This window comes from Vibrio sp. YIC-376 (assembly GCF_052353105.1).
Taxonomy (GTDB): domain Bacteria; phylum Pseudomonadota; class Gammaproteobacteria; order Enterobacterales; family Vibrionaceae; genus Vibrio.
Genome location: NZ_JBBWFK010000023.1, coordinates 13,218 through 38,025, shown reverse-complemented (window position 1 = coordinate 38,025; position 24,808 = coordinate 13,218). Strand labels below are relative to the sequence as shown.

Annotated in this window: 20 protein-coding genes; 13 read left to right on the top strand and 7 right to left on the bottom strand. The window is 46.3% G+C overall.

Going from position 1 to position 24,808, the window contains the following annotated elements:
• Positions 1 to 145: 145 nt before the first annotated feature.
• The gene (locus tag WJM94_RS23170) at positions 146 to 1,462 is read left to right on the top strand and encodes an adenylosuccinate synthase (protein ID WP_444496525.1); all 1,317 of its coding nucleotides are present in this window, start codon (positions 146 to 148) and stop codon (positions 1,460 to 1,462) included.
• Between the two features lie 228 nt (positions 1,463 to 1,690).
• Complete coding sequence (motX, locus tag WJM94_RS23165) at positions 1,691 to 2,326, top strand: flagellar protein MotX (RefSeq protein WP_444496524.1); 636 nt, start codon at positions 1,691 to 1,693, stop codon at positions 2,324 to 2,326.
• An 81-nt stretch (positions 2,327 to 2,407) separates the two neighbouring features.
• Here the strand turns inward: motX and hmpA are convergent, their stop codons facing one another.
• Complete coding sequence (gene hmpA, locus WJM94_RS23160; protein WP_444496523.1) at positions 2,408 to 3,592, bottom strand: NO-inducible flavohemoprotein; 1,185 nt, start codon at positions 3,590 to 3,592, stop codon at positions 2,408 to 2,410.
• Between the two features lie 111 nt (positions 3,593 to 3,703).
• Between hmpA and nsrR the strand changes: the two genes are divergently transcribed.
• From nsrR to WJM94_RS23105, 11 genes are all read left to right on the top strand, one after another.
• Positions 3,704 to 4,129, top strand: coding sequence for a nitric oxide-sensing transcriptional repressor NsrR (gene nsrR / locus WJM94_RS23155; protein ID WP_444496522.1), 426 nt, complete (start codon positions 3,704 to 3,706; stop codon positions 4,127 to 4,129).
• A 115-nt stretch (positions 4,130 to 4,244) separates the two neighbouring features.
• Positions 4,245 to 6,764, top strand: a complete 2,520-nt coding sequence (gene rnr / locus WJM94_RS23150; RefSeq protein WP_444496521.1) for a ribonuclease R — start codon at positions 4,245 to 4,247, stop codon at positions 6,762 to 6,764.
• Positions 6,765 to 6,863: 99 nt separating this feature from the next.
• Entirely contained in the window at positions 6,864 to 7,607 is a 744-nt protein-coding gene (gene rlmB, locus WJM94_RS23145) for a 23S rRNA (guanosine(2251)-2'-O)-methyltransferase RlmB (RefSeq protein WP_444496520.1), read from the top strand.
• A gap of 95 nt (positions 7,608 to 7,702) precedes the next feature.
• Positions 7,703 to 8,389 (top strand): phosphoglycolate phosphatase, encoded by a 687-nt coding sequence (locus WJM94_RS23140; RefSeq protein WP_444496519.1) that lies wholly within the window; start codon positions 7,703 to 7,705, stop codon positions 8,387 to 8,389.
• A 114-nt stretch (positions 8,390 to 8,503) separates the two neighbouring features.
• Positions 8,504 to 9,520, top strand: coding sequence for a tryptophan--tRNA ligase (trpS, locus tag WJM94_RS23135; protein ID WP_444496518.1), 1,017 nt, complete (start codon positions 8,504 to 8,506; stop codon positions 9,518 to 9,520).
• A 362-nt stretch (positions 9,521 to 9,882) separates the two neighbouring features.
• Complete coding sequence (locus WJM94_RS23130) at positions 9,883 to 12,822, top strand: ExeM/NucH family extracellular endonuclease (RefSeq protein WP_444496517.1); 2,940 nt, start codon at positions 9,883 to 9,885, stop codon at positions 12,820 to 12,822.
• Between the two features lie 201 nt (positions 12,823 to 13,023).
• The gene (locus WJM94_RS23125) at positions 13,024 to 13,611 is read left to right on the top strand and encodes an aminodeoxychorismate/anthranilate synthase component II (RefSeq protein ID WP_444496516.1); all 588 of its coding nucleotides are present in this window, start codon (positions 13,024 to 13,026) and stop codon (positions 13,609 to 13,611) included.
• 361 nt (positions 13,612 to 13,972) lie between these two features.
• Positions 13,973 to 15,184: an aspartate aminotransferase family protein gene (locus WJM94_RS23120; RefSeq protein WP_444496515.1), complete on the top strand. Its 1,212-nt coding sequence runs from the start codon at positions 13,973 to 13,975 to the stop codon at positions 15,182 to 15,184.
• Positions 15,185 to 15,301: 117 nt separating this feature from the next.
• Positions 15,302 to 16,321 (top strand): arginine N-succinyltransferase, encoded by a 1,020-nt coding sequence (gene astA, locus WJM94_RS23115; RefSeq protein WP_444496514.1) that lies wholly within the window; start codon positions 15,302 to 15,304, stop codon positions 16,319 to 16,321.
• 28 nt (positions 16,322 to 16,349) lie between these two features.
• Positions 16,350 to 17,807, top strand: coding sequence for a succinylglutamate-semialdehyde dehydrogenase (astD, locus tag WJM94_RS23110; RefSeq protein ID WP_444496513.1), 1,458 nt, complete (start codon positions 16,350 to 16,352; stop codon positions 17,805 to 17,807).
• A gap of 247 nt (positions 17,808 to 18,054) precedes the next feature.
• On the top strand, positions 18,055 to 18,846 hold the full coding sequence (locus WJM94_RS23105) for a DUF1338 domain-containing protein (protein ID WP_444496512.1): 792 nt from the start codon (positions 18,055 to 18,057) through the stop codon (positions 18,844 to 18,846).
• Positions 18,847 to 18,994: 148 nt separating this feature from the next.
• On the opposite strand, the gene crp is transcribed toward WJM94_RS23105, so the two are convergent.
• The 6 genes from crp to WJM94_RS23075 all read right to left on the bottom strand — a co-directional run bounded on the left by crp (position 18,995) and on the right by WJM94_RS23075 (position 24,702).
• A complete protein-coding gene (gene crp, locus WJM94_RS23100; protein WP_005381432.1) occupies positions 18,995 to 19,627 on the bottom strand; it encodes a cAMP-activated global transcriptional regulator CRP in 633 nt (210 codons plus the stop codon).
• Positions 19,628 to 19,867: 240 nt separating this feature from the next.
• Complete coding sequence (locus tag WJM94_RS23095) at positions 19,868 to 20,737, bottom strand: phosphoribulokinase (RefSeq protein ID WP_444496511.1); 870 nt, start codon at positions 20,735 to 20,737, stop codon at positions 19,868 to 19,870.
• Positions 20,738 to 20,859: 122 nt separating this feature from the next.
• On the bottom strand, positions 20,860 to 21,072 hold the full coding sequence (locus WJM94_RS23090; protein WP_444496510.1) for a YheU family protein: 213 nt from the start codon (positions 21,070 to 21,072) through the stop codon (positions 20,860 to 20,862).
• A 33-nt stretch (positions 21,073 to 21,105) separates the two neighbouring features.
• On the bottom strand, positions 21,106 to 22,113 hold the full coding sequence (locus WJM94_RS23085; protein WP_444496509.1) for a hydrolase: 1,008 nt from the start codon (positions 22,111 to 22,113) through the stop codon (positions 21,106 to 21,108).
• 184 nt (positions 22,114 to 22,297) lie between these two features.
• Positions 22,298 to 22,786, bottom strand: a complete 489-nt coding sequence (locus WJM94_RS23080; RefSeq protein ID WP_444496508.1) for a TIGR02444 family protein — start codon at positions 22,784 to 22,786, stop codon at positions 22,298 to 22,300.
• Positions 22,783 to 24,702, bottom strand: a complete 1,920-nt coding sequence (locus WJM94_RS23075; RefSeq protein WP_444496537.1) for an ABC transporter ATP-binding protein — start codon at positions 24,700 to 24,702, stop codon at positions 22,783 to 22,785. The genes WJM94_RS23080 and WJM94_RS23075 overlap by 4 nt, the downstream gene beginning before the upstream one ends.
• Positions 24,703 to 24,808 lie beyond the last annotated feature (106 nt).

Genomic DNA, 24,808 nt, shown 5'->3' with positions numbered 1-24,808 from the left:
TTCATAAAGCTAAATATTATCAGTGATATGCTGATTTCGAAATGTACGAATGCAACAAGACTCTGAGTCTGTGAACAAAAAATGACTGCAAGAATACCGATTCGGTGCTAGAATCCATTTTTAACTAGCAATCAGACTTGGAAAGATGGGAAATAACGTAGTCGTTCTAGGCACCCAATGGGGTGACGAAGGTAAAGGTAAAATTGTTGACCTTTTAACTGAAGATGCAAAGTACGTGGTACGCTACCAAGGCGGTCACAATGCAGGTCACACACTCGTAATTGACGGTGAAAAAACCGTTCTTCATTTAATTCCATCAGGTATCCTTCGCGATAACGTAAAATGTGTTATCGGTAACGGTGTAGTACTATCGCCTGAAGCTCTACTTAAAGAAATGCAACCTCTTGAAGAGCGCGGTATTCCAGTACGCGATCGTCTTTTCATTTCTGAAGCATGTCCTCTCATTCTTCCTTACCACGTTGCAATGGACCAAGCTCGCGAAATCGCTCGCGGTAAAAAAGCTATCGGTACAACAGGACGTGGTATTGGTCCAGCATACGAAGATAAAGTTGCTCGTCGTGGTCTACGCGTTGGCGATCTATTCGATATGGATACGTTCGCTGAAAAGCTAAAGGAAGTAATGGAATTACATAACTTCCAGCTAGTGAACTTCTACAAAGTTGAGCCAGTAAGCTACGAAGCAGTACTTGAAGAAGCGAAAGGTTATGCTGAGCTACTAACTTCAATGGTTATCGATGTAACTGACGAACTAGACGCAGCACGTAAGCGCGGCGACAAGATCATGTTCGAAGGTGCTCAAGGTACACTGCTAGATATCGACCATGGTACTTACCCATACGTAACTTCTTCTAACACGACTGCTGGTGGTGTTGCTGCAGGTTCTGGTTTTGGTCCTCGTCACATTGGTTACATCCTTGGTATCGCGAAAGCTTACTGTACTCGTGTAGGTGCTGGTCCATTCCCGACTGAACTATACGATGGCAAAGACAAGCAAGATCCAGTTGGTAAGCATCTAGGTACTGTTGGTCATGAGTTCGGTGCAACAACTGGTCGTTTACGTCGTACTGGTTGGTTCGATGCTGTTGCAATGCGTCGCGCAATCCAGATCAACTCAGTTTCTGGTTTCTGTCTAACTAAGCTAGACGTACTAGATGGTCTGGAAGAGCTAAAAATCTGTACAGGTTACAAGATGGAAGATGGCTCTGTAATGGAAGTTTCTCCAATGGCGGCTGAAGCATTCGAAAAGGCAACGCCAATCTACGAAACAATGCCAGGCTGGTCTGAAAACACCTTTGGTGCTAAGTCGCTAGACGCGCTACCAAAAGCGGCTCTAGACTACATCAAGCGTATCGAAGAGCTAACAGGCGTACCAGTAGACATCATCTCAACTGGTCCAGACCGTAACGAAACTATCATCAAGGTTCACCCATTTGAATCTTAATTGATACTCGTTAGAGATTGAAAAAGCCGACCAAAAGGTCGGCTTTTTTGTGTCTGATGAAAATTCTTAAGTTGTGGAATAAGCATCTCAATGTGGCAATCTCTTGCCGCTGTGTTTGAGCGAGAGGCAATTTTTGTCTAAAGCTCAGTGGCTCTTTGCCGATAAGCTTATTAAGCAGAGGAGATCTTTCGGCGATCTTTTGTTTTCAGACACCTTGAGAGTACGTTTATGAAGTTACGAACAGTGGCTGCTTCACTGTTACTGATGCTGACTACGACAGCATCAGGGGCGAGTGCCGCTGATGTCGGAGCACCAGTTCCTATCTATACCGAAGCAGAACTGATAAAGCTTATTGAGCAGAATAAGCACTTACAGCGTGTCCGCGCTGATAACTGCCAGCTGGTTGAAGATATCGTTGCTCGTGCGACTCGAATTAGTCTGCCTGCGTATGAATTCCTTTATGGTGACATGCTTGCGTGGGGCGTTTGCGTTGAGCAAGACGTGGAGCTCGGGCTTTACTATATGGAAAACGCTGCACGCCAAGGTTTACCTGCCGCGCTTGAACAAATTGGACGTTACTATTCTCTTGGTACGCTGGTTCAGCAAGACAAAGAACGTGCTATTCCGTATCTGCGAGAAGCGGCCTCTATGGGCAACTTAAATGCTCGTATTCACCTTGCTGAGTTGCTTCTGCGCGATTACGGTAGCCCGCTAGACTATGAAGATGCTTATCGCTGGTTATATAACTCAGTAACGGCAGATAAAATGCAGCACAAGCGTATCGCTATCCTGCGAGATGGCCTCGAACAGCGTATGCCACAGAACATCATCGCGCGTGCTAAGCGAAGAGATACGTTCTGGTAAATCCCAACAATGCTCTGTCACTTCATACAACCAAGCCCACTTCGAGTGGGCTTGGTTGCTTTTACAGGATAAGGCCTAGCCTTAAATCACTTTATGCGGGCCAAAACACTCGTAGTGAAACTGATCTTGCGGAACGCCAATTTCTTGCAGTTGCTTGGCTACATGTTGCATAAAACCTACCGGACCACAGAAGTATACTTGAACATTGCTTTGCTTCAGCGCCGTTTCGATCTCTTTCAGACTAACAAATCCCGTGAAGTGGTAGTCCTCACCATGCTTATCTTCTGCAGTAGGTTGGTTATACCAAACAACAGCATCCATGTTTTCCTTCGAATCAACAAGCTGACTTACATGTTGTTTGAACGCGTGTTGCTGGCCATTTTCCGTTGCATGTACCCATGTCACCGGCGCTTGATGTTCAGATAAGCTCTCAAGCATCGAGAGGGTAGGTGTCAAACCAACGCCAGCAGAAATCAGTACCACCGGAGTATCAGCTTCAACATCCATAAAAAAGTCACCCGCTGGGGCGACCAGTTTTACTTTATCGCCGACGTTAAGTTCATCATGTAAGAAGTTCGATACTTTACCGTTTTGCTCGCGTTTCACTGAAATACGGTATGTGTTCTCCTGTGCGGCTGACGAAAGGCTGTATTGGCGGATCTCCTGGTTATCAAACTTATCGCTATTGATGTAAATGCCTAAATACTGCCCAGGCTTAAATGGCGCGACTTTGTCACCGTCTGTCGGTTTAAACATAAAACTGCAGATGTGTTCACTTTCCGGTTGTTTTGCGACTAACTCAAACTCGCGCTGACCACGCCAACCACCATCCAGAGCCTCATTCGCTTGATAAATTTGCTCTTCTCGTTGAATAAACACGTTTGCCAGAACACCGTATGCTTCAGCCCACGCGTCTAATACTTCTTGACCCGGATTGAACAGTTCATCGATGGTTGCGAGCAGGTGTGTACCGACGATTTGGTACTGATCTTTCGTTATCAAAAAACTTGTGTGTTTATGAGCTATCTTTTCTACAGCGCCAAGCAATGCTGGCAGATTTTCAATATTTGCAGCATACGCGCAGATCGCGTTGAACAGTGCTTCACGTTGATCTCCGTTACGCTGATTGCTCATATTGAAAATGTCTTTCAGTTCAGGGTTGTGGTTAAACATACGATCATAAAAATGCGCAGTCAGCTTTGGTCCGGTTTGTGCGATAAGTGGTGCGGTTGCTTTTACGATTTCGATGGTTTGGTTGCTGAGCATACTGGCTTCCTAATTTAAGTTGTATTTATAATGCATGTTTAAAGTTGTATCTCAAATCTATCTTTCGATCAAGAATCGAATTACACTTTTGTTATTAGAGAGGATAGCAATATGCAGTTAACCAGCTTCACAGATTACGCGCTGAGAACCTTGATCTATCTGGCTTCATTGCCAAAAGACGAGTTAACCAATATTACTGAAGTGACGGATTTATTTGGTGTGTCACGTAACCATATGGTTAAAGTAATCAATCGATTAGGGCAGTTAGGCTACGTACAGACGGTGCGTGGTAAAAATGGTGGTATTCGTTTAATGAAACCTGCTGCCGAGATTACCGTTGGCGGTGTTGTACGCGATCTTGAACCGTTAGACTTGGTGAACTGCAGTGCAGATTTTTGCCACATCACTCCGGCATGTCGGCTAAAAGATAAGTTAGCGAAAGCAAAAAGTGCTTTCCTGGCTGAACTGGATTACTGCACGATCGACGAGTTAATCCGTGACAACTCTGAGCTTTTGATCTTACTAGAGCGACCATAAACCAACTTGCCGCTGAGAGTCGATCCCGATCATTCTTTTTTCAAAGCAATTCTGTAGGTTATCGAGAGACTCGGATATACTAGCTCTATACCTTCCTTGCTAGATAGGCGTGCCTATGTCAGACAATATTCCAAACGATCCTTTCGCAGATCGTGAATCCCAGAATTACGAAAATCCAATCCCAAGCCGAGAGTTTATCATCGAGTTCCTTGAACAAGCGGGTGTTCCAATGAACCGCAATGATTTGTTCGAAGCGCTACAGCTTGATGGCGAAGAGCAATACGAAGGGTTGCGTCGTCGTTTACGTGCCATGGAACGAGATGGTCAGTTGGTGTTTACCCGCCGTCAGTGCTACGCATTGCCTGAAAAACTTGAAATGGTGAAAGGTTACGTGATTGGCCACAAAGATGGTCACGGTTGGGTGCGCCCAGAAGGCAGCGTCGGCAAGGATGATGATATTTTGCTGCCTCACCATCAGATGAAGAACATTATCCATGGTGATTTCGTGCTGGTTCAACCGACCGACAACAGTAAGCGTGGTCGCCGTGAAGGTCGCTTGGTGCGCGTTCTGGAAGAGCGCAATGATCAAATTGTTGGGCGTTTCTTCCTCGAATACGGCTACTCGTATGTCGTGCCAGATGATTCGCGCATCAGCCACGATATTCTGATCCCGAATGAGCACAAAGCGGGTGCCCGCATGGGTAATGTTGTCGTGATCGAAATTACCGATCGCGGTTCACGCTCGCGCGGTATGATGGGGCAAGTGGTTGAAGTGCTGGGCGAAAATATGGCGCCGGGCATGGAAACACAAATTGCGATCCGCACTCATCAAATTCCACATGTATGGCCTGTAGAGGTTGATCAGCAGATTGCCAACTTAACGGAAGAAGTTCCGGAAGAAGCCAAAGTCGGGCGTGTTGACCTGCGCGACTTGCCATTGGTTACGATTGATGGTGAAGACGCTCGTGACTTTGATGACGCCGTGTTCTGTGAGAAGAAGAAAAGCGGTGGCTGGCGTCTCTGGGTTGCAATTGCTGATGTAAGTTACTACGTACGTCCTGACTCTGCACTGGATAAAGAAGCGATTATCCGCGGTAACTCAGTGTACTTCCCGTCTCAGGTAGTTCCGATGCTGCCAGAAGTGCTCTCCAACGGTCTTTGCTCCTTGAACCCACAAGTGGATCGCTTGTGTATGGTGTGTGAGATGACTATCTCGGACACCGGTAAGTTGTCTGGTTACAAGCATTACGAAGCGGTGATGAACTCACATGCTCGTTTGACTTACACCAAAGTGCATAACATTTTGGAAGGTGACGAAGAACTGCGTGAGCGTTACAAAGAGCTGGTCCCGCATCTGGAAGAGTTGCACCGTATGTATAAAGTGCTCAAAGGTGCTCGTGAGCAGCGTGGTGCGATTGAGTTCGAAACCGTTGAAACTAAGTTTATTTTCAATGCTGAGCGTAAGATTGAGAGCATTGAACCGCTGGAGCGTAACGATGCACACAAATTGATCGAAGAATGTATGATCATGGCAAACATTGCGTCGGCTTCTCTGGTAGAAAAAGCGAAAGAACCAGCGTTATACCGTATCCATGAAACTCCAGGTGAAGAACGTCTGATGGGCTTCCGTGAGTTTCTGGCTGAACTGGGACTGGAATTGGGTGGTGGTCTTGAGCCGTCACCAACAGACTATGCGCATCTGATGAGTCAGGTGGGTGATCGCCCGGATCAGGAACTGATTCAGACCATGCTGCTGCGCTCAATGAAGCAGGCAGTGTATAATGCCGACAATGCAGGGCACTTTGGTCTGGCGTTGCAGCGTTACGCACACTTTACTTCACCAATTCGTCGTTATCCTGACTTATTGTTGCACCGGGCAATCAAGTATCTGATTGCGAAACATGAAGGCCGCAACCAAGATAGATGGACACCAACTGGTGGTTATCACTACTCTTTCGATGACATGGACTTCTATGGTGAGCAATGCTCCATGACAGAACGCCGAGCGGACGATGCGACCCGTGATGTGTCCGACTGGTTGAAGTGCGAGTACATGCAAGATCACGTTGGTGACGAGTTAGACGGCGTAATTGCCAATGTAACCAGCTTCGGCTTCTTTGTTCGCTTAACTGATTTACATATCGACGGTTTGGTACACATTTCGAACTTAGCGAACGACTACTACCAGTATGATCCTATTGGTCAAAGACTTATCGGCGAAAGCTTTGGCTTAATTTATCGATTAGGCGACTCGGTGAAAGTCAAAGTGCTGGCCGTTAACCTGGATGACAAGCAAATTGACTTTGAATTGGTCGAAACAAGTCGTAAGCTACGCGGCGAAGGTAAGACTGCTAAGAAACGAGCAGCGGAAGCAAAACGTAAAGCCAAAGAGAAAAAACGCACAGCAAGTCGTTCTTCATCTCTAGAAAGTGGCGCGACACGTGCGGTTCCTGCTATCGAACCGACGAAACGTCCGGAGAGAAGTGAAGCGGGAAGCAAGCGTAACGGCGCTAAGCATGAATCTAAGCGTGGTGACACTGAAGGAAAAAAGAAGCCTAAGGTGAGAAAAGCCAGCAAGAAAAAGCCTCACAGTAAGCCAAAGAAAACGAAGCACTCTAAACGAGACGAGCAGTAGGCTGAAGCGCCAATCTGGTTGTAATCAGGTTGGCTAAGGCACCAATACCAATCATTGAGGTTTCTCTTGATTGGTATAACCAGAACAACAGGTTAGATAATGAGTAACGAATTTATTTACGGTATCCATGCCGTTAAAGCGGTATTGGAACGTGAGCCAGAGCGTTTTATCGAAGCGTACGTACTAAAAGGACGCCAGGATGATCGCCTGATGCCTATCTTGAATGACTTACAAGTATGTGGCGTCTCTATTCAGCAAATGACACGCAAAACTCTGGATGACAAAGCGCATGGTGCAAATCACCAAGGCATCATCGCCCGCGTGAAACCAGCAAAACAGCTGAATGAAAATGACATTGATGCGATTCTGGCACAGCATGAGTCCCCATTGTTATTAGTGCTTGATGGCGTAACCGATCCACATAACCTTGGCGCATGTCTGCGTAATGCGGATGCTGCAGGCGTGGCCGCGATTATCGTGCCAAAGGATCGTTCAGCAGCCATGAACGCAACAGTAAGTAAGGTTGCATGTGGCGCAGCCGAAGTGGTGCCATTAATTCGTGTGACCAACCTTGCGCGCACCATGCGCACGTTGCAAGAGCAAGGCATCTGGTTTGTTGGTACCGCAGGTGAAGCGACGCACGATATTTACCAAGCGAAACTGACAGGCCCTCTTGCTATCGTCATGGGTGCCGAAGGAGACGGGATGCGTCGCTTGACTCGAGAGACGTGTGATGACTTGATTAAAATCCCAATGGCAGGTAGCGTATCAAGTCTGAATGTATCGGTAGCGTCAGGCATCTGCTTATTTGAAGCGGTTCGTCAGCGATTGGCTTCAAAATAGCCTTATAACCAATTACTTAATAAAAAGGTCAGCAATAATGACCGACACTCAGGATGGGCAACCATCCTTTGTTATTTTTAATGTGTAGGGAAGTTATGACTCAACAATCTATAAAATTCATCGCCTTTGACCTGGACGGCACTTTGCTTGATAGCGTACCAGATTTGGCCATTGCTGCTGACCAAGCCGTTCAGGCATTAGGTTATCCTTCGGTTTCTGTAGAACAAGTTCGTGACTATGTGGGGAATGGCGCAGATGTGCTCATTGGCCGCTCGCTAAGTCAAAGTCTGACCATCAATCCTGAATTGAGTGATGAGCTGCGTGCCGAGGCTCGAGAGCTGTTTGATGATTTTTACGAACAAAGTGGTCATAAGCTGAGTCATCTTTACCCGACAGTAAAAGAGACGCTAGCAGAGTTACACCAAGCGGGTTTTACCCTTGCAGTGGTAACGAATAAACCGTCTAAGTTTGTACCGCATATCTTGGAACAACACGGCATTGCACATTACTTTGTGGATGTACTGGGTGGCGATGCGTTCCCAGAGAAAAAACCTAACCCAGTAGCACTAAACTGGTTAATGGAAAAACATCAGGTGCAACCGGGCGAAATGCTTATGGTCGGTGATTCGAAAAACGATATCCTTGCGGCGAAGAACGCTGGCTGCGCTTCCTTCGGCTTAACATACGGTTACAACCACGGCGAGCCTATTTCGGCATCTAACCCGGACTTCGTTGCTGATCAGCTGGCGGAATTATTGGAGATAGTCGCCGTTTCTGCATAACGGTGACAAAAAATCTTCCAAAATACTTGTTAATGAGTACACTGAGCTAACCGTGCATCAAAAACTGCACGGTTTTTCATTTAATTAGATTAAGAAGTCAAAGGAATCATTCTAATGAGCAAACCCATTGTATTGAGTGGTGTTCAACCGTCAGGTGAACTAAGTATCGGTAACTACTTGGGTGCTCTACGTCAATGGCACCAGATGCAAGACGATTATGATTGCCAATACTGTGTGGTAGACCTTCATGCGATTACGGTTCGTCAGGATCCAAAAGCGCTGCATGAAGCGACTCTGGATGCACTGGCGATTTGTCTGGCAGTGGGTGTTGACCCGAAGAAGAGCACGCTATTTGTTCAGTCACACGTACCAGAGCATGCTCAGCTTGGTTGGCTTCTTAACTGTTACACGCAAATGGGTGAACTGAGCCGTATGACTCAGTTCAAAGACAAATCAGCACGCTACGCGAACGACGTAAACGTTGGTCTATTTGATTACCCAGTGCTGATGGCTGCAGATATCCTGCTTTACGGCGCACATCAGGTGCCAGTAGGTAGCGACCAGAAGCAACACCTTGAGCTGGCTCGTGATATCGCTACGCGATTCAACAATATTTACTCTCCTGAGAGCCCAATCTTCACGGTTCCTGAACCATACATCCCAACGGTCAACGCGCGCGTAATGAGCCTTCAGGATGCGACTAAGAAGATGTCGAAGTCTGATGACAACCGTAAGAACGTTATCACGCTACTTGAAGACCCAAAATCGATCATTAAGAAGATCAACAAAGCGCAAACTGATACGGAAACGCCACCGAGTATCCGTTATGATTTTGATAACAAAGCGGGCATCGCGAACCTAATGGGCCTTTACTCGGCAGCGACAGGCATGAGCTTTGAAGAAATCGAAGCGAAGTACAAAGGTGTCGAAATGTACGGCCCATTTAAGAAAGATGTCGGTGAAGCTGTTGTTGCTATGCTTGAGCCAATTCAAGAAGAGTATCACCGTATCCGTGCAGACCGTACTTACATGAACGAAGTGATGAAGCAAGGCGCAGAAAAAGCGTCGGCTCGCGCAGCAGAAACGCTGAAGAAAGCTTACGAAGTGGTAGGTTTTGTTACTCGCCCATAGCAGTAACTAACACTCCTTATTTTGAAAAGCTCCATCTTATTGATGGGGCTTTTTTTATTTCATCGATATCAAAAGGCACCGTTTTAAATAACCCATCACCTTGTTGCTCTCCTTAACATACTCGTAAATATAATGTTGAGTAATTAGTCTAATTCTGAGCTGTAAGTTACCTATTGACCTGTATTTATTACTAAAACTGTTTTAATAGGCTGCTGTGGCATACTTTCTTAATTTCATATGTGATATGTCTCACGAGTTTTGCTGGCCTTTCTTATTTGTTTCATAAACAAACCTGATAGTAAACGCAAAGGTTGGCTCTTATTAGGGCTTAGTTTGCATTTCAATAACGATCAGGTATGACAATGGACACGTTAATCAAACCCTCACTCCTTGCACTAACCATCGCCAGTACGCTTAGCGCGCATGCAAATGCGGAAATTATTATTTCTCAGTACGTCGAAGGCGGCTCCTACAATAAAGCGGTAGAAATCGCTAATACAGGTGATACTGCAGTGACGTTAACCGGTTTTGAACTGGCGAAATCGTCAAATGGCGGCGGTACTTGGGGAAGTAAAATCGATTTAAGCCAGGTAACGTTGCAAGCGAATCAGGTATTTGTTCTTGCTCATGGTGATGCGAGTGACGCAATAAAAGCCGTTGCTGATATTACTGATAAAAACGTGGCCAACTTTAATGGCGATGACCCCTTAGCTCTACTCAAAGATGGTGAAGTACATGATATCGTAGGTGTAATGGGCGATGTGTCATTCGGCCAAGATACCACTCTAGTGCGCAACAGCGACGCCCTAATCCCTTCTGCTACTTACCAATCGGCCCAGTGGACTGCTCTGGCTAAAGACAATATAGAAGGCCTTGGAGAGCTAAACGCTGCGGAACCTCCAGTCCCATTTGCCTGTGAAGTCGATGGAAATACCCCTGTTTTCACATCCATCCAAGAGATCCAGGGTGAAGGTGCCTCTTCTCCATTCATTAATGGCTACCCTTACATCACCACCGAAGATCATTTTGTTACTGGTGTCGTCAGTGCGGTAACTACTGGATTAACGAAAGGTTTTTATCTTCAAGCGCTTGAGAATGATGGCAATGACAAGACCTCAGAAGGTCTGTTTATTTATACTGACACTGAGGATAGTGAGCTGAAACCTGGAGATGTTGTTTGTGTTAAAGGTAAGGTTCAGGAGTACTACAGTAATACCCAGTTATCTTCCGATGCGACGAATTACGTCAAAACGGGTACATCAGACATCCCTCTTGTTACTGTATTAAATATTAAAGACGGGGAGACGCTGCGTGATGCTCTTGAACGTCATGAAGGGATGCAAGTGGTGCTTCAATCCGCTAGTGAACTTTTCGTTACCCGCAACTTCTCCTATGACTATGATGCAAGACGCAACAACATGATGTTGTCCTATCAAGCGCCGCTATTTAAGCCGACTCAACTTTATGCTGCAGAAAGTGATGCAGCCGTTGCCCTGGCAAAAGACAATACGAACAATCGTGTGTACTTAGAGTCAGACAGCAAAGCGCCTGATGGTCAGCTCCCTTACTACCCGACCTTTGGTGAGGATATTGATCAGGACGGTTCATCCGAGCAGCATATTCGTTTGGGCTCTCTTGTTGAAGGGTTACAAGGTGTCGTGAACTACAGCTACAACGAGTATCGATTGATCGCGACGAACGAGGTTGATAGCCGCAACTTTGTCACTTCTGGTGATGACTTTGATGTCACACGTAAAGCAGCCCCAGCGATTGCCGACTCAGATTTACGTGTCGCAAGTTTTAATGTCCTGAACTATTTCACTTCGGTTGCTGACAGCGGCAATGATAATCCAACGGGTCAAAACCGTGGGGCAACAAACTACGACGAGTTCTTAATTCAGCAAGCCAAAATCGTAGCTGCCATGAACACAATGGATGCCGATATTATTGGATTGATGGAAATAGAAAACAACGGTTTTGGTGAGGGTAGTGCGATACAGAACTTAGTAGACGCACTGAATGCCGACATTGCGGATGTAGACGATCACTACACCTACGTGGAAATCGCTGATCAGGATAAATATCAAGATGAGTACTTCGGTAGCGATGCGATTATGGTTGCGCTCTTATACCGTGCTAAATCCGTTGCTCCGAAAGAAGCCGCGAAAGTCATCGTTACTCCAGAGCAACATGTTGAAGAGCATACCATCACCCGCAATGACGGTGCAGAAGGCAACCCGGCGTATGACCAATACCAACGTCACAGCTTACTGCAAACCTTTACGGTTAAAGAAACCGGCGAAGATCTTTCGGTGGTAGTGAATCATTTCAAATCGAAAGGTTCGGAATGTATTGAAGAATGGATTGCAGGAGTGGAAGGTTCGGAGCCTGAAGACTTGCAAGGTAACTGTAATAACTTCCGAGTTTCTGCTGCGCAGGTTGTGGGTGAGACACTTAAAGACGTTGATGGTGATGTACTTGTAATCGGCGACCTGAATGCTTATGGCAAGGAAGATCCTCTTCTGACTCTGACGGATTACTCAAAAGAGAAATACGGACGTGATATCTACACAGCGGCGTATACGACAATTGATGGTGGAGATCTGCAGATAGAGAAGACGCAAATTGCGCGAGGTTATGGTTTGCATAACCTCAACACACTGCTGCATGGCAGCGATACGTTTTCGTACACTTACTCTGGTGAATTAGGCAACTTAGACCACGCTTTAGCGAGCAGTAGTCTGGCACAAAAGGTGGTGGCGATTGAAGATTGGCACATCAACTCACTGGAAAGTAACTTGTTCGAATACAGCAGCAAGTACACGGGCGATATGCCGAAGTACAAAGATGCCTTTTCTGCGTCTGACCATGATCCAGTGATCATTGCGATTGAGCTTCCTGATTCCGAGATGAAATTACCAAAAGCTGGCGGGAAATTAACGGTGGGTATGCGATTACCGCCAAATGCAGTAGCGGGAGATGTTGCTGCGGTAAGCTTCACTTCTTCAAAGCGCCCAGCAGCAGCGAGCCCGAAAGCGCGAGCTTACAGCGCGAGCGTAACATTAACTCAAAATGACATTGAGGCGCGCAGCGTAACGCTGGAGTTTGATAAGAATCCAGCGCCTGGTATGTATCAGTTAGAAGAGCGATTAACTGACGCTACAGGGAGTTCGGTGAAGTTCAGTTCTCCACGTCAAGTAACCCTTGAACGTACTGCTTCTGGCAATAAACCTTCAAAAGGGGCCAATGCTGGTTCATCTGGCTTAGGAGCACTCTTCGCGATGTTTGGATTAGGCTCCTAACGTCACCAACATTGATCGGTTTTATTTCCTGCAACTCAGTCACTCAGGTTACTGTGGAGACCAAAGGCCAGCCGATGCTGGCCTTTTTTATTGCGCAAAAGCTTGCCTTTCTTGCTTGGTGTTGCAAAATACCGCCCTCAATTATCACAAATGTGTGGTTGAGACAGTATTGCCAAACGGATTGGGAGCAACCGACACCTTATGTTGTTGATCATTGATAATTACGACTCTTTTACTTACAACCTTTATCAGTATTTTTGCGAGCTTGGCGCAGAAGTAAAGGTAGTGCGCAATGATGAAATTGATATTCAAGGTATTGAAGCACTTAATCCTACGCACTTAGTGATCTCTCCCGGACCTTGTACGCCAAACGAAGCGGGTATCTCATTACAAGCGATTCAACATTTCGCGGGTAAGTTGCCAATCCTCGGTGTTTGTTTGGGTCATCAAGCCATAGCACAGGCGTTTGGTGGGACAGTCGTACGGGCGCGACAGGTGATGCATGGTAAAACATCGCCAATCCGCCACAATGGTCGCAGTGTGTTTAGAAATCTCAATAACCCCCTCACCGTAACCCGCTACCACTCTCTTGTGGTGAAGAATGGTACGTTGCCAGATGTGTTTGAATTGACTGCCTGGACAGAGCTACCGGATGGCAGTATGGATGAGATTATGGGCTATCAACATAAAACTCTGCCTATTGACGCGGTGCAGTTTCATCCAGAATCGATCAAAACAGAACAGGGCCATGAGCTGCTGGCAAACTTTCTTGCGCGTAAAACGATCTGATCGTGATCACTTTTCTTAACAAATAATTCATCTTTCCGTCGGGGTTAGTGAACTGCAAAACTATGCGTTTCACTACTCTGAATCTGTCTATTCACGCCAGTTTTTTCCTTTTGTCCCTTGTATTAGCAGGGATTGATAAAAAAAATCTTCTCTATTTTTGTTTCTTCGTGCATAAATAATCACAGGTAGTGATTATTGGCAGTTTTTGTTCAATGTAAAAAGAATAAATCACTATTGAAATGGTTAATTGAATGTAAATACAATGCCGCAATAGCTTAAATGCAAAACTTTATTTGCTGGTAAATAGAACCGATTAAGTTCGCTTATCTGCTAGGCATGCGGTATTAAGAAGGAAAGTGCGATGACAAAGGAAATTAAAGTAGAGCGCGGTTTATTCGATGAGGTAATGGTACCTTGTTATAACCCGATGGAAATGATCCCTGTGAAAGGTAAAGGTTCACGTATTTGGGATCAGGAAGGTAAAGAATACATCGACTTTGCTGGTGGTATTGCAGTGAGCTGTCTTGGTCATTGTCACCCTGCGATGGTGGAAGCGTTGACTGAACAGGGCAACAAACTTTGGCATCTTAGTAACGTGATGACTAACGAGCCAGCACTTCGTCTGGCGAAGACGCTGACAGAATTAAGCTTTGCAGAGCGTGTTTTCTTCTCGAACTCAGGTGCAGAAGCAAACGAAGCCGCATTAAAACTGGCTCGTCGTTATGCAGCAGACGTATACGGTCCTGAGAAATCAGAAATTATCGCATTTAAACAAGGTTTCCACGGTCGTACGTTCTTTACCGTAACCGTTGGCGGCCAAGAGGCTTACTCAGATGGTTTTGGTCCTAAGCCAGGCGATGTAACGCATCTTCCATACAATGATATCGAAGCACTGCAAGCGCACATCTCAGACCGCACATGTGCCGTGATGATGGAACCATTGCAAGGTGAAGGCGGTATCGTGCCTCCAACACCAGAGTTTGCTCAAGCAGTACGTGAACTTTGTGATAAGTACAACGCACTACTTATTTTTGATGAAGTACAAACGGGTAACGGCCGTACAGGTCACTTCTACGCATACCAAGGTCTTGGTATCACGCCAGATATCCTAAGCACAGCTAAATCACTTGGTGGTGGTTTCCCTATCGGCGCAATGCTAACTACAGCGAAGCTTGCTGAACACTTTAAAGTTGGTACGCACGGTTCTACTTACGGTGGTAACCCACTGGCTTGTGCGGTGGCAGAAGCAGTAGTAAACGAAGTTACTAAACCTGAAGTTCTGGCTGGTGTTTTAGAGCGTGAAGCGATGTTCCGTGAAGGTCTGGAAAAGATTAACGCGAAATACAACATCTTCGCAGAAGTTCGTGGTAAAGGCCTACTGCTAGGTGCTGCGCTAAACGAAGCATGGCAAGGTCGCGCACGTGATGTATTAGTCGCTGCTGGTAAAGAAGGCCTGTTAGTACTGATTGCAGGTGCTAACGTTGTCCGTTTCACGCCATCACTGGTTATTACAAAAGAAGAAATTGAAGAAGGTTTGGCGAAACTGGATAAAGCTATCGCGACTTTAGTGTAAGCGGTACAACAAATAAAACGCCAACGTATTAACCCCCGTCAAGGATCTCTGACGGGGGAATTTTCCTAAAATATAATCAATATAGTTAGGATTTTCTTGCATCTGGAGGGAGCATTGATGCTAGTAGTTCGCCCTATCGCGATGTCAGATTATGACGCTCTGCACACTTGTGCGGTTGAGTCTGGCCACGGATTTACATCTCTACCGGTTAACGAAGAACTGTTAACCAATCGAATCAAACACTCGGAGTACAGCTTTGGTAAGCCTGACGTAACTAAACCTGGTGACGAAGGCTACCTGATGGTGGGTTTTGACTCTGAAACGGGTGAAGTTGCAGGTACTACCGGAATCGAAGCATCTATCGGTTGGGATGTGCCTTTCTATTCTTACCACATCAGCAAAGTGGTTCACTCATCGCCAAAATTAGGCGTAAACAATGTCGTTAAGCTGCTGACCTTTGGCAACAACTACACGGGTAACAGTGAAATCTGTACTCTTTTCTTGCGTGAGAAATTCCGCCTGGGCCTGAATGGTCGTCTGATGTCAAAGTGTCGTTTCTTAATGATGGCTGAACATCCAGAGCGCTTCTCTCAGACCATTTTTGCCGAGATGCGCGGTGTTTCTGATGCCAACGGTAATTCTCCATTCTGGCAATGGCTGCAAGAGCACTTCTTCTCGATTGATTTCACGTTGGCGGATTATCTGACTGGTATCGGTAAGAAAGGCTTCATCGCTGACTTAATGCCGAAGCTGCCAATCTACATCAACCTGCTCAGTCCAGAAGCACAAGCAGTAATCGGTCAGGTACATGACAAAACTCGTCCTGCATTGAAGCTGCTGGAGCGTGAAGGCTTTACCAACCGTGGTTACGTAGACATTTTCGATGCGGGTCCAACGGTTGAGTGTGACGTACGTAATATTGAATCTGTGCGTCATTCATTCCGCGCTCGAGTAAAAATCGCATCGCACAACAGTACACAAGATTTCTTGATGTGTAACTCATCATTCGAAAACTTCCGTGCCGCAGCGGCAAAAGCGGCGTATGACGCAGAGAGCAAGAGCGTCGTACTTGCGCCAGAACTTGCGGACGCACTATTGGTAGAGGAAGGGGACTTCGTTCGCCTTCTACCGCAGTAATAGAAGACAGAATTTAAGGATAGTAACAATGACACATTGGATTGCAGGTGAGTGGGTACAAGGTCAGGGTGAAGAGTTCACATCTCTGTCTCCGTACAACCAAGAAGTGATTTGGCAAGGTAAAGGTGCAACTGCTGAACAGGTTAACCAAGCGGTAGCCGCTGCTCGAGCTGCTTTTGTGGAGTGGAAAAATCGTCCATTCGCAGAACGTGAAGCGATCGTGCTTGCGTTTGCAGAAAAAGTAAAAGAAAACAGCGAAAAGATTGCTGAAGTGATCGCTAAAGAAACGGGTAAGCCTATTTGGGAAACTCGCACAGAAGCCGCTGCAATGGCTGGTAAAATCGCAATTTCGATTCGTGCTTATCATGAACGCACGGGTGAAGCGACACGTGAAGCTGCAGGCAACCAGATAGTCCTGCGCCATCGTCCACTAGGCGTAATGGCAGTATTCGGCCCTTATAACTTCCCTGGTCACCTTCCAAATGGTCACATCGTTCCTGCAATTTTGGCGGGTAACACCGTGGTATTTAAGCCATCAGAACAAACACCTTGGACTGGTGAGGTGGCGATGAAGCTGTGGGAAGAAGCGGGTTTGCCTAAAGGCGTGATTAACCTGGTTCAAGGTGCCAAAGAGACAGGCATTGCTCTGGCTGATGCGAAAGGTATCGATGGCGTACTGTTTACTGGTAGTGCAAACACCGGTCATATTCTACATCGCCAATTCGCGGGTCAACCTGGCAAGATGCTGGCGCTGGAAATGGGTGGCAACAACCCAATGGTTATCTCTGAGAACTACGGCGATTTAGACGCAACGGTCTACACCATCATTCAATCTGCATTCATCAGTGCAGGCCAACGTTGTACCTGTGCACGACGCCTGTACGTGCCATTGGGAGAGAAAGGCGATGCGCTAATCACTAAGTTAGTTGAAGCGACGAAGAACATTCGTGTTGATCAACCGTTCGCTGAGCCAGCGCCGTTTATGGGGCCGCAAATTTCTGTGGCAGCGGCGAAGTTCATTCTGGATGCTCAATCAAATCTTCAGTCTTTAGGCGGCGAGAGTCTAGTTTTAGCCAAAGCAGGGGAAGCGGCATTTGTATCTCCGGGCATTATCGATGTCACTAATATTGCTGAGCTACCTGATGAAGAGTATTTCGGCCCGCTATTGCAGCTGGTGCGTTACGAAGGTCTGGAAAAGGCAGTGGAACTGGCGAACGACACGCGCTTTGGCCTGTCCGCTGGTCTCGTTTCAACGAATGACCAAGAGTGGGAATACTTTGTAGACCACATTCGTGCCGGTATTGTAAACCGTAACCGTCAATTGACTGGTGCAAGTGGCGACGCGCCATTTGGTGGTCCTGGTGCATCAGGTAACCTTCGTCCAAGCGCATATTACGCAGCGGATTACTGTGCTTACCCAATGGCATCTATGGAAGGTAGCGCGACTGAACTACCTGCAACGTTGAGCCCGGGTTTAACGCTTTAATTTGAAGTATATGAGCCTCGGCAATGTACTGTGGCTCAGTTTGCCAGCGCACTGCTGATGTATGGAGTATTAATGTGCGTTGGCTGACTAGTGAAGTGATTAAAAACTTAGACAAGCGTGTTTAGACTGACTGATATTCCGTCACAGGTTGGTGGCTGCTCGTTCATTATTCTGGACAGCTTTTAAGGCTGTGAACGAGCCGCCAACATTCTTATCTTATCCCTACATCTCGTAACAAGGAGCCGTTATGACGCCCGATGTGTTATTTGAATCACTATGGCAAGACTACATTCAACGTCTATGCCCTTCTGCTGCTAAAGTTCATCAGCTTCTTCAGGAAGATGAACCTTTAATTAACGACCATATTGCTTTACGCACATTTAATGTTGAGCCTCTTGGCATTGAAACGCTGGCTAAGCCATTTTTAGCGATTGGCTATGAAGCGTGTGGTGATTATGTCTTTGAAAGCAAGAAACTCGTTGCTAAGCACTACGAGCACCCAGATCCAAAACAGCCAAAAGTCTTTATTAGTGAGCTCAAAGTAGAAGAGTGTTCTCCAGAGCTACAAGCGATTGTTGCGAAGCTGGTGGCACAAGTAGATGCAGAGAAACTGACAGGCAGCGCATTTTTGCATGGTGGCCGTTTATGGGACCTAAGTTTTGCAGATTATCAGACTCTGGCTAAAGAGAGCGAATACGCGTCCTGGCTTGCTGCACATGGTTACGGTGCAAACCACTTTACGGTTAGCGTGAATCAGTTGAACCAGCACAATGAAGTGCAAGAAGTGAATGATCACTTACGTCAAGCTGGATTTGTGATTAACGAGTCTGGTGGTGAAGTTAAGGGCTCGCCAGAAGTTTTGCTGGAGCAATCTTCCACCATGGCTGATAAAGTGCCTGTTCACTTTACTGAAGGCTCTGAGATCATTCCAGGTGGCTTCTACGAATTTGCTAAACGTTACCCAATGGCAAATGGTGAACTTTATCCAGGATTCGTTGCTGCTTCTGCAGATAAAATCTTTGAGAGCACGAATAGTTAATTCAATACGTTAACTCGATTCCCGATGGCTGCTTAAGGCCGTTGGGAATGGGGCTCTAGACTGACTCACTTTTATCTGTAAAGAAAAAGCCACCAATGTTGCCATTGGTGGCTTTGATTTATTTGACTTACGTTACTCTTATCAGAGATTAACGAGTACCGTAAACTACGATAGTTTTACCGTGCGCAGAGATTAGGTTCTGCTCTTCTAGCATCTTCAAGATACGACCTACTGTCTCACGAGAACAGCCAACGATTTGACCGATTTCTTGACGAGTGATCTTGATTTGCATGCCATCTGGGTGAGTCATCGCATCTGGTTGTTTTGCCAGGTTCAGAAGCGTCTGAGCGATACGACCAGTTACGTCTAGGAACGCTAGGTCACCCACTTTTTGGCTAGTTACTTGAAGGCGACGAGCCATCTGCGCAGAAAGACGCATTAGGATGTCTGGGTTTACCTGGATAAGCTGACGGAATTTCTTGAAAGAAATCTCAGCCACTTCACAAGGAGATTTAGCTCGAACCCAAGCTGTACGCTCTTGGTCTTCCTCGAATAGACCAAGTTCACCAATAAAGTCACCTTGGTTTAGGTAAGAAAGGATCATTTCCTTACCTTCTTCGTCTTTGATAAGAACCGCAACAGAACCTTTAACGATGTAGTACAAGGTTTCCGCTTTTTCGCCCGCGTGAATTAGCGTGCTCTTTGATGGGTACTTATGAATATGACAGTGTGAAAGAAACCACTCTAATGTTGGGTCGGTTTGAGGTTTACCTAGAACCATAATATCTCACTTCCTCTGCAGGGTACGCTTGCGCTATCCATATTTTAGCTAAGCCTGAATCAGGTTTACTAGAATAAGAGCACTTTTTATATGCTGCAAGCTATCTTGTGTTTCGGTAAGAAATAGTATCCTTTTTCTAGGATTATTTCTTGATTTTAATCGTGCCATGGTTGCTATTTTGTACGCAAAACTGTGCACATGATCACGGTATGAAAAGTAAACACTACGAAAGCGAGATTTTTAGCCAATTTTTCCTGTTTCTATGAGTTGTTGTAGGATAGGCCGTACGATCAGCTCCATCGCAAAGCTCATCTTTCCGCCAGGTACAACGATGGTGTTGTGGCGTGACATAAACGAACCATCAATCATGGCCAGAAGGTATGGGAAATCGACATTCTTGATACCACGAAGTCGGATCACCACAAAACTCTCATCTAAACTCGGAATACCTTTCGCGTTGAGCGGGTTTGAAGTGTCCACCGTCGGTACACGCTGAAAGTTAATATGAGTACGTGAAAACTGTGGAGTGATGAAGTTCAGGTAGTCATCCATCGAGCGAACGATGGAGTCCATGACGGCCTCTCGTGAGTGGCCACGGTCACGTGTATCGCGCACGAACTTTTGGATCCACTCCAGGTTTACAATCGGTACCATGCCAATCAGAAAATCGACGTGCTGAGCTACGTTCACGTCGCCATCTACAACGCCACCATGTAACCCTTCATAGAAAAGTACATCGCTGTTCTCTGGCAAATTTTGCCAAGGAGTGAAAGTCCCTGGCATCTGATTGTATGGTACGGCTTCATCGAATGTGTGCAGATAACGGCGTATGCTACCAGTACCGTTTTCGCCGTACTGATGGAAAAACTTTTCCAGGCCAGGAAAGTCATTGGCTTGTGGACCAAAGTAGCTGATGTGTCTGCCTTGTTCGCGTGCTTTTCGAATTTCGATATCCATTTCCGGGCGAGTAAAGCGATGGAAGCTGTCACCTTCAACCCATGCCGGTTTGACGTTCATCATGTTGAACATCTTACGGAAGGCTTCAGATGTAGTAGTTGTTCCGGCACCAGATGAACCGGTAACCGCAATAATTGGGTGTTTAGCTGACATGACAAACCTTGTCGAAAGTTTTTCCTTTAAGGTGCAGCAGGTGTCTACTGCACAATTGATAACCCACTATAGCACGTAACAACGCCTTGTCATCGACTGGGGTACGGTAAAATGTGAAGAGTCTAATACTTTGCTTTTCTTTGAATATCTACAGTTTCATGCAGCTCAGAATACACAATGACTGCTTCACCTTTTTCTAGTTGTGACTTTACCTGATCGATCTTATCTTGCAGGGAGACTTCTACCGTGCCGTAATCCGTCCCTTCACGAAGAACGAATTCACGAATCAGATTTTCCAGCGTATCCGGCGCAATGTCTTGCCAAGGAATGATCATAAATACCTCGAAATTTTATGATGGGTCCCCAGTTTACTGTGTCTTACGTTTTGAAACAGCAGAAAGGTGACCGGCAGCGATGCACTGGTAGTAGGAGGGCAGTGCTTCTTCCAGCCAGAACTTCGGCTTTAACGCGGAGCCAGAGATAAAACCGACATGACCGCCATGTTCATACAAGCGATAGTCGATGTTATCTGGCAGGACGAATTTTGGAATGACTTCATCGGTCATAAATGGATCGTCCTTGGCATGAATAATCAGGGTTGGCAGCTTGATTTTCTGCAACTTACTCAAGCCAGAACACTGGGTGTAATAATCATGAGCATCTTTAAAACCGTGCAGTGGCGCGGTGATCAAATCGTCAAACTCTTGTAAGCGCGTTACGCGTTTGATGGAGTTGTAAGAGAGCGCCAGTTCACCATGGAGTAGTGTGTGCTTTTGTAAGGCGTTACGTTTGAGTGATGAGAGTAAATAACGTCGATATACTTTGGAAAAACCTTGTTCAATTCGGTTAGCACAGGCGGCCAAATCGAGTGGCGCGGACACTATGGCTGCCGCTTTCAGGATGGGGTTATCTCTGTATTGCGCCAGATAGTTCGCCAGCATATTGCCACCAAGGGAAATGCCAACCGCGATTTTGGGACTATGCGGAAAACGTTGCTCAAGATGCTCCAGGAAATAACGCGCATCCGTTACCTCACCGGAATGGTACGCACGGGCCTTTTTGTTTGGTTTACCACTGCAGCCACGAAAGTGCATCATCACAGAGATCCAGCCCGATTGAGCAAAGGCATTCATTAATCCATTGGCATAAGGACTGTAGAAGCAGCCTTCTAAGCCGTGAAACAGGATGAAGATTGGTTTGTGTTGAGCGGGTTCTTTGTTTGGATCTTCACTCCAGGCAAGATCGAGAAAGTCACCATCCTCGGTATCCAGCGTCTGCCAGACAGGAGTAAACAGCGCTTTTTTACGAATAAAGCGTGGGAGAAGGGTCTGAAGGTGCGGGTTTTTCATCCCTGCGGCTGCAAAAAATTGTGTCATACCTAACTGCTCTTATACGCCCTCCGACATCCATAGGAGGACTTATTAATATAATCCTTTACATAGTATAGGTATTTTATACCCAAATGACTTTAAGATGCAGGATTCAGAGCGTAGTCACTGGCGTAAGTTCAAGGACAACTACGCAGTGGAATAGTCAGCTTTCCAAGTTATTTATGGCGATTTATGGATGTTTGGGCGGGTGAATGTTTGGCACTGGGATAGCAAAAGCATGCTGCAAGTGCTCACCACCTAGCTGGCGACAATATCTGAGCGTGAGCGGATCGCCATCATTCTTAATCAGGGTTAGGGAGTTGATGCAGTTCACCAAGTCGGATTGCTGTTGCTTCTCGAGTTGCAGTTCAAACTGCAAGGTCTCGCGATATAACGCATCGTTTACTTGCGACTTGAGATGACGTCTTAGTTCGCGAAAAGAGTGCAGTAACGTTTCACTGCGACCAAGACAGCTCTGTACCAGATGCCAGTCTTTTTCTTGGAAAATGAGCTGCTGCTCGTCAAGCCAACGGAGCAGCAGTAGCAGATTCACGTTCCCGTGATAATTGTTTTGCAATGATAAACACGCTTCTTTTACTTCTCGCACGCCATAAAACTGCAGACTGAACTGCCACAGGTGTTCTAAGGTAAGAGTGTATTCCGCGTGTTTATCTGTCATTGGTTAAACTCGAGCTCCATCTGCTCCAGTTCTTCCTGAGCAGACATCCATTCCATTTCTACCTCTTCAAGCTCCGACTTGCTCGATGCCTGAAGTGCCAACACTTCATTTAGTTTAGCTTTATTTTCGGCTTCATAAAGTGAGTTATCCGCCAATTGTTCTTCAGCTTTTGCTAGTGCTACACCTAACTTATCCATTTTATTTTCTAATTGTGTCAGCGTTTTGCGAATTGGTGCGGTTTGTTTACGAAATTCTGCTTCGCGACGTTTCTGCTCTTTTTTTGCAGCAGCGCTGTTGGCTGAATCTTTGGCAGGTTGTGCCGCTTGCGCTTCTTTACGCTCTGCTTTTTGCTGCTCAGTAAGCCATTTGTAGTAATCAACTAAGTCACCATCAAATGGAGCAACTTGGCGATCATGAACAAGGTACAAGTCATCGGTTGTGGCACGCAGCAGGTAGCGGTCGTGCGAGACAATCACCATCGCGCCTTCGAAAGTTTGCAGTGCCATGGTCAGCGCTTGACGCATATCCAAGTCCAGATGGTTGGTAGGCTCATCGAGTAACAATAGGTTTGGTTTTTGCCAAACGATTAATGCCAATACCAGACGTGCTTTTTCACCACCTGAGAACGGGGCCACTTTTTCCAGGGCTTTATCACCTTGGAAACCGAAGCTACCTAAGTAGTCACGCAGCTGTTGTTCGGTTTGATCGGGGGCGATTTGCATCATGTGCTGCAGCGGCGTTTCTTCAGGATGCAGAGTTTCTAGTTGATGCTGAGCAAAGTAACCAATCTTCACCCCTTGTGAGTAGGTCAGATCGCCACCTTGTGCTTTCAGTTCTCCGGAAAGCAATTTGATCAGCGTTGATTTACCCGCGCCGTTGCGGCCTAGAAGACCAATTCGGCTACCCGGAACGAGGTTAAGGCGAATTTTTTCCAGAATTAAATTGTCGCCGTAACCCGCAGAGACGTCATCCATCATCATGATTGGGTTTGGCAGCGCCGCCGGTTGACGGAACTCAAAACTGAATGGGTTATCAAACTGTGCAGGTAACACTTTCTCCATTCGTTCCAGAGCTTTAATGCGGCTTTGTGCCTGACGAGCTTTGGATGCTTTGTAGCGGAAGCGGTCGATGTAGCTTTGCATATGCGACATCTGTTTCTGCTGCTTCTGGTACATCGCTTGTTGTAGAATCATTTTCTGCGCTCGTTGGTTCTCGAACGATGAATAGTTACCTGTGTATTCGTTTAATTGCTGGTTTTCAATGTGAATGATGCGCCCAACGATTGGATCGAGGAAATCTCGGTCGTGCGAGATCAGGACAAGCGTACCCGGATAGTTTTGTAACCAGCGCTCTAACCACATTACCGCATCTAAATCCAAGTGGTTGGTCGGTTCATCGAGCAGCAGTAAATCAGAGCGACAAAGCAGCGCTTGAGCCAGATTGAGGCGCATACGCCAGCCACCAGAAAACTGAGTCAGACTCCAGCTCATTTGTTCCTGACTGAACCCTAAGCCATCAAGTAGCTCAGCGGCTCGAGCACGGATACTGTAACCACCAATGGTTTCAATCTTACCGTGGATTTCAGCAACCAGTGTGCCGTTGTCTTTTTCTTCAGCGACAGCTAGCTGCTTTTCAAGATCGCGAAATTCACGATCACCATCAATGACATATTCTAATGCGCTGCGTTCCAGAGCAGGTGTTTCCTGTGCTACCCACGCCAGTTCCCAGTGTTGTGGTTGGCTAAAAGAGCCGGCATCAATGGACAGTTCATCTTTCATCAAGGCAAACAGGGTAGATTTACCACAGCCATTTTTGCCGACTAAGCCCACTTTGTCACCCGGATGGATAGTAGCAGAGGCTTGTTCTAAAAGAGGTTTACCGCCACGCAGTAACTGAATATCAGAGAAGGTAATCATAAAGTTGTCATTCACTTTGCGCAGTGCGCGTTGCTTGGTCACATAGCGAAGTGACCTCAACTATTTTTTGAAGCCACTTGGGTATATATCTAGCGGTGAATAGTAG

What these genes read in the sequence shown, in the direction of transcription:
- WJM94_RS23170 (WP_444496525.1), top strand. Translation starts at nt 146, where the DNA reads ATGGGAAATAACGTAGTCGTTCTAGGCACCCAATGGGGTGACGAAGGT.
- motX (WP_444496524.1), top strand. Translation starts at nt 1,691, where the DNA reads ATGAAGTTACGAACAGTGGCTGCTTCACTGTTACTGATGCTGACTACG.
- hmpA (WP_444496523.1), bottom strand. Translation starts at nt 3,592, where the DNA reads ATGCTCAGCAACCAAACCATCGAAATCGTAAAAGCAACCGCACCACTT.
- nsrR (WP_444496522.1), top strand. Translation starts at nt 3,704, where the DNA reads ATGCAGTTAACCAGCTTCACAGATTACGCGCTGAGAACCTTGATCTAT.
- rnr (WP_444496521.1), top strand. Translation starts at nt 4,245, where the DNA reads ATGTCAGACAATATTCCAAACGATCCTTTCGCAGATCGTGAATCCCAG.
- rlmB (WP_444496520.1), top strand. Translation starts at nt 6,864, where the DNA reads ATGAGTAACGAATTTATTTACGGTATCCATGCCGTTAAAGCGGTATTG.
- WJM94_RS23140 (WP_444496519.1), top strand. Translation starts at nt 7,703, where the DNA reads ATGACTCAACAATCTATAAAATTCATCGCCTTTGACCTGGACGGCACT.
- trpS (WP_444496518.1), top strand. Translation starts at nt 8,504, where the DNA reads ATGAGCAAACCCATTGTATTGAGTGGTGTTCAACCGTCAGGTGAACTA.
- WJM94_RS23130 (WP_444496517.1), top strand. Translation starts at nt 9,883, where the DNA reads ATGGACACGTTAATCAAACCCTCACTCCTTGCACTAACCATCGCCAGT.
- WJM94_RS23125 (WP_444496516.1), top strand. Translation starts at nt 13,024, where the DNA reads ATGTTGTTGATCATTGATAATTACGACTCTTTTACTTACAACCTTTAT.
- WJM94_RS23120 (WP_444496515.1), top strand. Translation starts at nt 13,973, where the DNA reads ATGACAAAGGAAATTAAAGTAGAGCGCGGTTTATTCGATGAGGTAATG.
- astA (WP_444496514.1), top strand. Translation starts at nt 15,302, where the DNA reads ATGCTAGTAGTTCGCCCTATCGCGATGTCAGATTATGACGCTCTGCAC.
- astD (WP_444496513.1), top strand. Translation starts at nt 16,350, where the DNA reads ATGACACATTGGATTGCAGGTGAGTGGGTACAAGGTCAGGGTGAAGAG.
- WJM94_RS23105 (WP_444496512.1), top strand. Translation starts at nt 18,055, where the DNA reads ATGACGCCCGATGTGTTATTTGAATCACTATGGCAAGACTACATTCAA.
- crp (WP_005381432.1), bottom strand. Translation starts at nt 19,627, where the DNA reads ATGGTTCTAGGTAAACCTCAAACCGACCCAACATTAGAGTGGTTTCTT.
- WJM94_RS23095 (WP_444496511.1), bottom strand. Translation starts at nt 20,737, where the DNA reads ATGTCAGCTAAACACCCAATTATTGCGGTTACCGGTTCATCTGGTGCC.
- WJM94_RS23090 (WP_444496510.1), bottom strand. Translation starts at nt 21,072, where the DNA reads ATGATCATTCCTTGGCAAGACATTGCGCCGGATACGCTGGAAAATCTG.
- WJM94_RS23085 (WP_444496509.1), bottom strand. Translation starts at nt 22,113, where the DNA reads ATGACACAATTTTTTGCAGCCGCAGGGATGAAAAACCCGCACCTTCAG.
- WJM94_RS23080 (WP_444496508.1), bottom strand. Translation starts at nt 22,786, where the DNA reads ATGACAGATAAACACGCGGAATACACTCTTACCTTAGAACACCTGTGG.
- WJM94_RS23075 (WP_444496537.1), bottom strand. Translation starts at nt 24,702, where the DNA reads ATGATTACCTTCTCTGATATTCAGTTACTGCGTGGCGGTAAACCTCTT.